This window comes from uncultured Nitratireductor sp. (genome assembly GCF_913053745.1).
GTDB lineage: Bacteria > Pseudomonadota > Alphaproteobacteria > Rhizobiales > Rhizobiaceae > Nitratireductor.
In genome coordinates this window covers 1-10,703 of the sequence record NZ_CAJXGF010000146.1, presented here as the reverse complement: position 1 = coordinate 10,703, position 10,703 = coordinate 1, and the positions used below count along the sequence as shown (strand labels likewise).

At 61.9% G+C, this 10,703-nt stretch carries 10 protein-coding genes and 1 pseudogene; 1 reads left to right on the top strand and 10 read right to left on the bottom strand.

The genetic code is table 11. From position 1 onward, the window contains the following. Positions 1-379, top strand: a 379-nt coding sequence (opgC, locus tag QZ638_RS19130; RefSeq protein ID WP_295813495.1) for an OpgC domain-containing protein, incomplete at its 5' end; no start/stop codon positions are given. A 118-nt stretch (positions 380-497) separates the two neighbouring features. Here the strand turns inward: opgC and QZ638_RS19125 are convergent. From QZ638_RS19125 to QZ638_RS19080, 10 genes and pseudogenes are all read right to left on the bottom strand, one after another. Beyond that, positions 498-1,094, bottom strand: a complete 597-nt coding sequence (locus QZ638_RS19125; RefSeq protein ID WP_295813494.1) for a dihydroxyacetone kinase subunit L — start codon at positions 1,092-1,094, stop codon at positions 498-500. Between the two features lie 12 nt (positions 1,095-1,106). Next, positions 1,107-2,102, bottom strand: a complete 996-nt coding sequence (locus QZ638_RS19120) for a dihydroxyacetone kinase subunit DhaK (protein WP_295813493.1) — start codon at positions 2,100-2,102, stop codon at positions 1,107-1,109. A gap of 37 nt (positions 2,103-2,139) precedes the next feature. Continuing rightward, the gene (locus QZ638_RS19115) at positions 2,140-3,156 is read right to left on the bottom strand and encodes an ABC transporter permease (RefSeq protein ID WP_295813492.1); all 1,017 of its coding nucleotides are present in this window, start codon (positions 3,154-3,156) and stop codon (positions 2,140-2,142) included. Next, complete coding sequence (locus tag QZ638_RS19110; protein WP_295813491.1) at positions 3,153-4,667, bottom strand: sugar ABC transporter ATP-binding protein; 1,515 nt, start codon at positions 4,665-4,667, stop codon at positions 3,153-3,155. Before QZ638_RS19110 ends, QZ638_RS19115 begins: the two co-directional genes overlap by 4 nt. A gap of 152 nt (positions 4,668-4,819) precedes the next feature. After that, positions 4,820-5,818 carry an autoinducer 2 ABC transporter substrate-binding protein gene (locus QZ638_RS19105; RefSeq protein WP_295813490.1) on the bottom strand — a complete coding sequence of 333 codons (999 nt, stop codon included), beginning with the start codon at positions 5,816-5,818 and terminating at the stop codon, positions 4,820-4,822. Between the two features lie 54 nt (positions 5,819-5,872). Further along, entirely contained in the window at positions 5,873-7,387 is a 1,515-nt protein-coding gene (locus QZ638_RS19100; protein ID WP_295813489.1) for an FGGY-family carbohydrate kinase, read from the bottom strand. Continuing rightward, the gene (locus QZ638_RS19095; protein WP_295813488.1) at positions 7,387-8,487 is read right to left on the bottom strand and encodes a M42 family metallopeptidase; all 1,101 of its coding nucleotides are present in this window, start codon (positions 8,485-8,487) and stop codon (positions 7,387-7,389) included. The genes QZ638_RS19100 and QZ638_RS19095 overlap by 1 nt, the downstream gene beginning before the upstream one ends. Further along, positions 8,484-9,467: an ABC transporter permease gene (locus QZ638_RS19090; RefSeq protein WP_295813487.1), complete on the bottom strand. Its 984-nt coding sequence runs from the start codon at positions 9,465-9,467 to the stop codon at positions 8,484-8,486. Before QZ638_RS19090 ends, QZ638_RS19095 begins: the two co-directional genes overlap by 4 nt. Before the next feature lie 25 nt (positions 9,468-9,492). Continuing rightward, the gene (locus QZ638_RS19085) at positions 9,493-10,302 is read right to left on the bottom strand and encodes a BtpA/SgcQ family protein (RefSeq protein ID WP_295813486.1); all 810 of its coding nucleotides are present in this window, start codon (positions 10,300-10,302) and stop codon (positions 9,493-9,495) included. A gap of 35 nt (positions 10,303-10,337) precedes the next feature. Then, positions 10,338-10,703: pseudogene (locus tag QZ638_RS19080) on the bottom strand (hypothetical protein); the annotation flags it as partial.

Here is a 10,703-nt window from a genome sequence, read left to right as displayed (position 1 = left end):
CGGCATCGACAAGACCTTTCTGTCAGTGCCACGCCTCCTGCATGTGATGGCGCTCGCTTATGTCCTGACCAATGTCGCCTGGGTTTTGCGCGTTTTCCAATGGCCGATCTTCCGACCCGTCGAATTGATGGGCAAGAACGGCCTTGCGGTCTTTGCCACCGGTTCTGTCCTGGCGATTGCGCTTCAGATCCTGCGTCTGCGCTACGAGACCGATTTCGCGACGGATGCAGCGCTGCTGGGTGTCGGCATCGCGATTCAGTACACAATTGCCTGGTTTCTGTCGAAGCAGAAGGAAGAGCGCAGGAAAATCAAGCGGGCCGCCGAACAGACGTTCATGCCAGGTGCGGCGGAGAAGATGCGCCTTCGCGAGACTGTTTGAACATCTTTAGCCGCCACAACGACGGGTATTGGCGTTTATCGCCAACTGCACGGTCCAGGGCGGCTTGCCCGACTTGTTATCGTTCTCGTCTCGCCCCGCGGGGCTTCCTCCAGTCGATTTATGTCCCGTTCAGTCCTTCGAGGATGCGCAAAAAGGCCAACTGGCCGGGGTCGGCCAGTCCGACGCTTTTTTCGCCGAACATGCGCGCGCGACCGAGCTTGCTGGGCTGGTCGCGGAACCGTTCAATCGATTCTGCTGCGGCTGTGATCGCCGTGTCGATCATGTCTCCGCGAGGTGTATCCCGGAGTGCCTCGGCAACGGCATCCAGACTGTCGAGCACACTCTTGTCGCCGAGATTTCCCTTGCCGCGCGCCATCATGGCGTCGCGGGCAGCGGCGACAAGACCCGGAATGTCTTCCGGCGCTATTCCCGTTTTTCCCTTTTCCAGTTTTGCCGCCGCCATGAAACCGGTCGCCAGCAGCGTGCCGTAGGAGGATGACGAGACACGTTGGAACGCTTTCGCGACCGTAAGAAGCGCGATGCCCACATCGTTAGGCAGTTCGGCCCCTGCGGCTTCGGCAAACCCTTTGGAAACCGTGATGCCGAGATCGCCGTCACCGAGTGCGCCGTCGGCGCTGCACAACTCCTCGCTGGCGGTCGCGGTGTGCGCGGCAATGCCGCTCAGCGCTTTTGCGATGGCTGAACTGTCGATCATCGCGTCCACTCCTTACACGCGCCAGAAGGCGCAGTCTGCGGGAGCCTTGAGCAGGCTTTCAAGCTCTTCATCCAGCTTGATGACGGTGATGGTCGCGCCCGTCATCTCCATGGAGGTCGCGTAGCGGCCGACCAGCGGCATCACGATCTCGACGCCGAGCGCATCGAGCTTCTTTCTTGCGTGGCGGTAGAGAATATAGAGCTCTTCAGCGGGCGTCGCGCCAAGCGAGTTTACGAGAATGGAAATGCGGTCGCCCTTTGCGAGCGGCTGGTCGGCAAGGAGGCGATCCAGCATTTCTTCTGCAATCTCGTCGGCGGGCTTGATCGCGTCGCGCCAAATGCCGGGCTCGCCATGGATGCCCATGCCCATTTCCATTTCCGTCTCACCGATCTCGAAGGTCGGCTTGCCCGCCTGCGGGATGGTGCAGGGCGTCAGCGCCATGCCGATGGAGCGGCAGGCATCGGCGGTCTTCTGGGCGATGCGGGTGACTTCATCCAGATCGTCGCCGCGTTCGGCGGCAGCGCCCGCGATCTTGAAGGCATAGACCATGCCGGCCACGCCGCGCCGCTTCTCGGCCTCTTCCTTCGGAGCTGAAACCACATCGTCGGTCAGAAGCACGGTGGTGGTGCGGATGTCATGTTCCATCTCGGCCATTTCGCCGGCCATGTCGAAATTCATGACATCGCCGCCGTAATTGCCGTAGAGCCGCAGCACGCCCGCGCCGCCATCGGCCAGCCGGATCGCCTCGGCCATCTGCTCGGCGGAGGGGCTCGCGAACACGTCGCCAATGGCGCAGGCATCGAGCAGGCCGGTGCCCACATAGCCGGTAAAGATCGGGAGATGACCGGAGCCGCCGCCCGTCACGATGCCGACCTTGCCCTTTTTCGCGCCCGCTGCCCGCGCGATCACGCGACGCACCGGCTGCGCATAGGTTTCGGGATGAGCCGCGACCATGCCTTCGAGCATTTCATCGACATAGTCTGCGGGGTCGTTCAGGATCTTTTTCATACCTTGTGCTCCCAGGGGGTTGCGTTCAAGCCGGCGTTCAGGCTTCCAGCGGGCGCGCCATGCGCTGGCGGTGTTTTGCCAGACGGTCGAAGACGATCGGCAGGCCGGTGCCCACGATGATCAGACAGCCGATGACGAATTTCTGCCAGTAGGACGGAACGCCGGCCATCAGCAGTGTGGTGTTGATCATGGTGATCACGAACACGCCGAGAAGCGTGCCGAGCACGGTTCCGTGCCCGCCGGTGATGCGCGCCCCGCCCAGAACCACGGCGGCGATGACGTTAAGCTCCATGCCGACGAGATCGAACGGATTGGCCATGCGCGAAAGCGTCACATGGGTCATGCCGGCAAGACCGGCAATCGCGCCGGCAATCACATAGATCAGCACCTTGACCCGCTTGATGCGGATGCCAATGCGTTGGGCTGCTTCTTCCGAACCGCCGATTGCATAGACCTTCCGCCCGAACAGGGTGAAGTTCATGATGATGGCGAGCACGATGGTGACGGCGACCAGAACGAGGAAAGAGGCGGGCAGCGACACCATCTGGCCGACCGCGTTCTCGATGCGGATCAGGATGGTGCGTGAGAAGTTGATGACCTCGCGCGGCACCGAGGTGATGTAGGTGGTGCCGAGGAAGGTGAGCAATGCGCCGCGAAAGAAGGACAGCGTGCCGAGCGTTACGATGAGCGTGTTGAGGCCCAGTCCGCCAATGAGCAGACCGTTTATGAGCCCGAGCCCCGCGCCGATGGCGGCGGCGATGACGAAATAGGCGATGATCGGCAGGTCGAGGTCTATGCCCAGAATGATCTTCATCGTCGCGTACATGGCGAACGCGCCGATGGCTGTGTGCGAAACGTCGATGCCGCCTGAGGCGAGGACCATCATTACACCGAGCGCGAAAATGCCGGTCACGAGCCCGTTGCGCGCCAGATCGATCAGCGTCGAGGGCGTGAAGAACGCCGGGTTCAACAGGCCGAGGACGAGTGCGAAAAGCACCGCGACGAGGAACACGATGCCCTGCGGGGTTGCAAAGATGCGGGCGAGCGCGTTCATGTCCGGTCCTCCCTGATGACTTCGTTGTAGAGCGTGTCTTCGTCCACGGTCGCCGCGTCGAAGCTGGCGGTGATGCGTCCGCGCACCATCACCAGAATGCGGTCGGACAGTGCGATGGCTTCGGCTATGTCGTCGGTTACGACCATGACAGCCGTGCCGCTGCGGCTGAGCGAGACGAGCAACTCGTGAATCTCGCGTTTGGAGCCCACATCGACGCCGACTGTCGGGCCGTTAAGGATCAAAAGCTTGGGGTCGCGCTCCATCCAGCGAGCGAGAACGACGCGTTGCTGGTTGCCGCCCGAAAGCGTGGCCACGGCAGGCGTCACGTCGGGCGCCTTGATGCGCAGGTTTTTGATGGCGTCGCGTGCGCGTTGCATCAGGCCGGCGGCACGAACGATGCCGAAACGCGTCGACTTCTCGAGGCTGGAAACGGTGATGTTGTCGCGGATCGGCTGGCTGAGGAAAAGACCTTCGGTCAGCCGGTCCTCGGGCACATAGGCGATGCCCCGGTCGATGGCGTCGTGCTGGTTTTTAAAGGACACGGCCTCGCCGTCGATTGCAATGCGCCCGGCATCCGGCTTCATGTAGCCGAAAAGCGTTTGTGCAAGTTCGGTGCGCCCCGATCCAAGAAGGCCGACGACCGAAACAATTTCGCCTGGGCGCAATTCCAGATCCACATCGGCGAAATTGCCGCGACGACCGAGGCCCTCGGCGGCGAGGAAGGGGCGCTGGACAGGGCTTTCTTCGCGCGGCAGCCGCTGACTGTCCACGGAACGGCCGGTCATGGCCTCGACGAGCCGTTCGGAATCGAACGCGCCGATGGGGCCTTCCACGACCACGGAGCCATCACGCAGCACGGTGACCGTGTCGCAGACGGCGAAGACCTCTTCGATCTTGTGGCTGACGAACAGGAAGGAAACGCCTTCCTTCTTCAGTGCGCTGACGATCTCGAGAAGATGGGCGACCTCGCTGCGCGTCAGCGCGGTGGTCGGCTCGTCCATGACGATGATGCGCGCCCTGTTGGCGAGCGCCCGGGCAATGGCGACGAGCTGTTTGGATGCGACGGGGAGAAGTTCAACCGGAGCGTCGGGGTCGATCTCCACCTGCATGCGCTTCAGCGTGTCGATGGCCAGTCTGCGGCGCGCGCTGCGCCTGTGCAGTACGTCCTCCGAGGTGACCGAGGTCAGGAAGCCGATATTTTCCCAGACACTGAGATTGGGAAACAGCGAAAAGTCCTGGTAAATGACCGAAAGGCCGGCGGTGATGGCGCCCATCGGGTCGTTGCCAAGTTGCCGGCTGTTCAGCGATACCTGGCCTGCGTCCGCGCTGACCACGCCCGACAGGATTTTGATCAGTGTCGATTTGCCGGAGCCGTTCTCGCCGGCCAGGCAACGCACCTCGCCGGTGCTCAGTTCGAGATTGACGTCCTCGAGCACGCGCACCGGGCCATAGGCCTTGCGGATGTCGTGCATCTGCAGAATGGGCGTGCTTTGGCTCGCTTCGTCGTTCATGGGAAATCTCTGTTGTTCAGGCAAGGCCGCCGGGCGAAAAAGGCCCGGCGGCGGTTGGATCGAGAGGCGCGCAGACGACTGCCGGTCCTGATGCCAGGACCACAGGCGGGCTCCATGCGTCTCTCGTTTCCGATCACGTCAGCGCGCTACGATCAGAAGTCGTATTCGCTCATGTTGTCGGTGGTGACATCGACCCATGCCTGGCCGTAAAGCACCTTGCCGTCGAGTTTGATGGCGTTGTAGCCCTCGACGCCGAGGTCCATGCCGTCGGTGACCTCTTCACCTGCGATGGCCATGGAAGCGACCTTGTTCATGGCGATGCCGGCCTTCGCGGGATCCCAGAAGGAGATCATCTCGATGGCGCCGGTCTCCAGATAGGGGCCGGCAACCGAAACGAGGCTGGTGCCGACGATCTTGACCTTGCCGTCGAGGCCGGCTTCTTCAACGGCCAGAGCCGCACCGACGACATCCTCGCCGGCCGAACCCTGAATGCCCTTCAGGTTCGGATAGGTGCGCAGAAGTTCCTTGGTCTTCTGGTAGGCGGTCTGCTGTTGTTCGTTGCTCTCCAGCTTGTCGGTGACAAGCGTCATGTCCGGGTATTTTTCCTTCTGGTATTCGATGGCGGCGTCGACCCATTCATTGTGGGTCTTGGCTGTCAGGTGACCAACGAACACGGCATATTCGCCTTCGCCGCCCATGGCCTGTGCGAGCGCTTCCATCAGGTGACGGCCATAGGCCGCATTGTCGAAGGCTTCCACGTCATAGGTGATGTTCTGGAGGCTGGAGGCCTCGTGGCCGACGACCTTAATACCGGCATTCAGGGCCTTGCCGAGAACCGGCTCGAGCGCCTCCGGTGAATTCGGCACCACGGTAATGGCGTCGACCTTCTTGGCGATCAGGTCTTCGATCATTTGCACCTGCAGGGCCGCATCGGCGGAAGCCGGTCCGACCTGGGTTGCATCGTGACCGGTTTCCTCGGCGTACTGTTCGACGCCTTCTTCCATGCGATTGAACCAGGCGATGCCCGACAGTTTGACCACCGTGACGATGGTCTGCTTGGCATCCTGTGCGTGGGTAACGGCGCCGGCTCCGACGATCAGCGCGGCGCCGAGCGCTACGCCGGCGGTCAGTTTCCTCAAGTTCAAAGCCATTTGACTCCTCCTGTTACTTTACAAACGCGCCCCGACGGCCGGGATGGCCGCCTGTCAGGCTTCATCGGACGCCCGCTGGTCCGCTCCCCTCATGAGATCGTTGTTGCGGGCGTACAATTCCTTGAATGTGTGGTAGCGCGCGCCATAGACAGCGCGGCTCTTCTCGTCCGGAACGATGTTCCGTTTGATGGGATTCCAGTCCCGAATGTCGTTTCGTTGGGCCGCACCCACGGCGACCGCGGCGAGAAAAGCGCTTCCAAAAGCTGCGCCGACCGTGTTGCCGGCAACGTCCTGCGTCTTTCCGCTGGCGTCGGAAATCGCCTGCGACCAGACGGCATTCTTGGTGCCCCCACCGACGGCGGCGATGCGCTCGATCGATGCGCCGGCTGTCTCGTAGGTCTCGATCACGGACGTCACCCCATACGCGATACCTTCGAGGAAACCGCGATAGATGTCCGCCCGTGTATGGGTGAGATCGAGGCCGAAAATCACGCCGCGCGCATGGGGATCGTGGATAGGCGTGCGTTCGCCGGAGAAATAGGGCAGGACCACGATGCCGTTTGCGCCGACCGGTGCGCCCTGCGCCTCTTCGGCGAGCAGCCGCAGAGCCTCCTCCTCGTCGAGTTCGCGGGCGAACTGTTCCTGAAACCAGCGGGTGAGCGTGCCGCTGGTGGAGGTGCCGGACATGCAGGCGTGCTGTCCCTGGAAAAGCCATGGCGCATACCACAGCCGTCCGTCCTCCACACGGTGATCCGTCACGAGGATGATGAACATGGTAGAGCCATACATCATCATCATTTCGCCGGTTCCCAGAACGCCGACGCTGACAGCTTCGGCCGCCGCGTCGATGGTGCCTGCGGTGACCGGCGTGCCTGGCGCAAGTCCGGTTTCCTTCGCCGCCTGTACCGTCACATGGCCGGCGATCTCGGTGCTCCAGAGAAGCTCCGGCAGACGCTCGGGCGCGATGATGCGGTCGGCGTAGCGGTCGGTCCACCGATTGGTGTGAATGTCGTAGAGCGGGCTTGAGGAAGACGCCGAGTAATGATCGATGACGAAGCGTCCCGTCAGCCGGTGCACCAGGAAGGATGACGAGTTCATCACCTTGTGAGTGCGGGCATAGAGCTCGGGCCGGTTCTTCTTTAGCCACAGGATCTTTGGGCCAACCGACTGCGAGGTGAGGGCGTTGCCGCATTCGGCGAGCAGTGTTTCCTCACCAATCTCGGCGGTCAGTTCCTCGATCTCCGCGAAGGCGCGGGTGTCCACGCCGTAGAGCACGGCGTTCATCAGCGGTTTTCCGTCTGCGTCGACGGGCAGCATGCATGGGCCGATGCCGCTTGCCGCCACCGCCTTGATGTCGCCGGGGGCGATGCCTGTGGTGGCGATCAACTCCTTGCTGATGGCGCAGAATTCGCCCCACCAATCTGTCTCGGCGTCATGTTCGGCCCAGCCGGGCTGCGGCACGATCATGTCGTGCCGTCGCTTCGCCATGGCCAGAATGCGCCCCTGACCGTCGGCCAGAACGCCCTTGGTTTCGAAGGTTCCGATGTCGATGCCGAGGTAACAATCCATCAGGTGTAGTCATCCCGGCTCAGGCTGAAATCGGCGTCGACCCTGCGGATCGCGGCGATCAGCAGTTTCGTCAGCGCCTCCAGGTCGCGCAGGTCGCACATTTCGAGCGAGGTGTGCGTGTAACGGCAGGGGAAACACATATCGATACAGGCGACGCCCTCATTGACGAGCTGCACATAGGAAGAATCGGTCAGTGCACCGGTATGGGCCGTACGCTGCAGGTTGATGCCTTCCGAGGCGGCGGTGTCGGAAAAGAGTTTCGGCAGTGCGGGGTGTGGAATGGTGCCGTTCAGCGTGCCGCGTCCGTGAAACGAATATAGGCTCATCGCCGGACCGTGCCCGAGCGCCACTTCTCCGCGCTGGGTCATGTCGGGCGTGTCGGCATTGAGTGCCAGATCGAGCTGGATGGCGATGTCGGGATTGATCGCGCGGGCTGCGACCATGGCGCCCTGAAGATTGAATTCCTCCAGCACGGCGAAAACGAAATGCACCGTGGGGCGCGGGCCTTCGGCCGCAAGCGCGTGTGCGACCTCGACAATGATCGCACATCCCGCGCGGTCGTCGACCGATGTGCCGATGAGCCGGTTGTCGTTCAGTTCGATGACGCGTGGATCGTAGACGACCGGGGTGCCGATCTGGATGCCGAGTGCCTTGACACTGTCGGCATCTTCCGCGCCCACATCGATGAAAACCTCCTGATAGGGGGTAACCTTGTATTTTTCTTCCGGCGGGGTTGCGTGATGGCTCTTGTTGGCGATGACGCCGCGAACATCGCAACCTTCACCAACGCAAAAAAGGACAGCTTGTGCAGGCAACGCTTTTTCGGGGATGCCCCCCAGTCGTTCGATGCGCACGAGGCCGTTGTCCTCGATTTTGCGTACCATGAAACCCAACTGGTCAGTGTGGGCAAAGAGCATGACCGAGGGCGCCCCCTCATCTCCTTCCAGCGTGGCGATCAGATTGCCGAGGCGATCCGTGCGCATGGAAAGCGGCAGATCGCCGAGTTCCTTTTCGATGCGGCGGCGCACGCGGTCTTCGTGTCCGGACAGTCCCGGTGTGAGCATCAGGGATTTAAGCAGGGAGCGGAGGCGCTCTTTCATGTCTGATGAGCCTTTCGTTTGAAGAGCGCCCGAATATCGAAGGAACCGAAGGCCGCGCGATAGGACATGACGGCGATCAGGAGTCCGCCGAAAAACAGGTCGCGGGAAAAGGCGCTGAAGGAGAGGATGTTGAGGCCGCTGGAGATGAATTGCAGGCAGATTACCGCCAGGGCAACGCCGGTGACGGTGCCGAACCCGCCTGCCGGGTTCACACCTGCAAGGATGTTGATAAGGATAACGAGCAGCAGATAGGAACTGCCATAATCGGCATTCGCCGAGTTGACGCGCGCGAGAACCACGAGGCCCGCAAGGGCGGCGATGAATCCGGCGATAGCATAGATTTGAATAATCAACCTCTTGCCGGGCACCCCGGCAAAACCGGCTGCTACGGGGTTCGCACCGAACAGGCGCAGGCGCATGCCCACTGGCGTGCGGCGCAGAAGGAAGGCCAGACCCGAAGCAACCAGTGCAAAAAGCACGAGTGGCAGCGGAAGCACTCCGCCGACCGACCAGTTGCCGAACGTCGTATACCAGTCGGGCAGGCCGGTGATGGCGGGGCCGCGCGTGATGATGATGCCGATACCCGAAAAGAGCTGCATGGTACCGAGCGTCGCCAGGATCGGCGGCAGCCGAAGATAGGCGACGAGAAAACCGTTGAAGGCCCCGCAGGCAAGCCCGACCGCAAGGCCGGCGGGAATGGCGAGCCATGCCACTCCCGGTCCCGCTTTCATGGTTACCGCAGCCACGATCGAGGCCAGATTGGCGACCGCGACCACCGAAAGGTCGATGCCGCCGGAAATCATCGTAGGCAGGACCGCAAGCGACAGCAGCCCGAATTCGGGGAACTGGAAGCCCATGGACTTGAGGTTCGACGATGACAGGAATGTCGGGCTGGCGATTGCAAGCGCAACGAAAATCAGCGTCGCCAGTATGCCCAGGCTTTTTAGGTGTGAGCCGGTTGTGTCCTGTCTCGCGTCCATGGTCTTCCTCCCTTGGAACCGACGGTCAGCCGCCGCGCGCGGTCTTGACGATCTGCATGAATTCCTTGGCGCGTTCGGGGTCGACCGGGTTCCATGTGTTCCCGTCGACCTTGAGCGACGATCCCACGATGCAGCCATCGGCGACTTTGAGAATATCGCCCACGGTGTTGTGGCGAACGCCCGTATTGGCCAGGACTGGCGTGTCGGTGACCTTTTCCTTCACCGACTGCAGGTCGTTCATCTCTGCAGCCTCGCCGGTGATGGCACCAGACACGAGCACGGCATCGGGTATCGAAGAGAACACGGCGGAGCGGGCGCGATCGGCCAGCGGCCGCTTGTCCATGGAATCGGCGAACTCGGCCGAAACGTTGTAGAGCATCACCAGGTCGTCGCGGCCGAGGCGGTTGCGGTAGCGCAGCGCTTCGCCGGCATTGGGTGTCCAGGGCCCCATGTCTGAGGCATAGGTTCCGGTGAAGATCTCACGGACGAAGGATGCGCCCGTCGCGGCTGCCAGTGCCACGGTGCTCATCGGATCCCAGAGAACGTTCACACCGAACGGCTTCTTGATCTCGTTGCGAAGCTGGCCGATCACATAGGCCATGGCCGCCGTTGAGGCGATGTCGACTTTCAGCTCGTACGGACGGTCGTTCTCGTTGCCGAACATGACCGCGTCGACATCGGCCTCCTGCAGAGCTTCGAGATCCTTGCGCGCCGCGGCGACGATGCCGTCAATGCCCGCATTCGCATCGTAGAGGGGCGAGCCGGGCATCGGCATAAGATGCACCATCGAGATGATGGGTTTCTTGTCGCCGAAGAGCTGCTTGAACTTTGACATTCCTTGCCTTTCTTTCATGTTGTCGGCCGCGCCTCTCAGACGAGTTTGATGGCCGGTATCAACTCCCGATAAGGCGCGATCTGATCTCTGCCGCCCTTGTCGGTGATGAGTTCGTCGATGGCGTCGAGCCCGCAGACTTCCGCGAACACCCGATTGCCGAATTTGCTGTGATCGGTAATGGCCACTACGCGTTTGGCGCGCGACATAGCGAGACGCTTGGTCTCGGCTTCCTCGAAGGTGGCGGTGGTAATTCCGTTTTGATCGAGTGCGTCGGCGGCGAGAAAGCAGATATCGGCCTGGATGCTGGAGAGCGCATTCTTCGCCCAATTGCCGACCAGGCTGAAATAGCCGTTTCTCACGCGCCCGCCGATGATATGAACTTCTGTCGGACCCACGGCGGC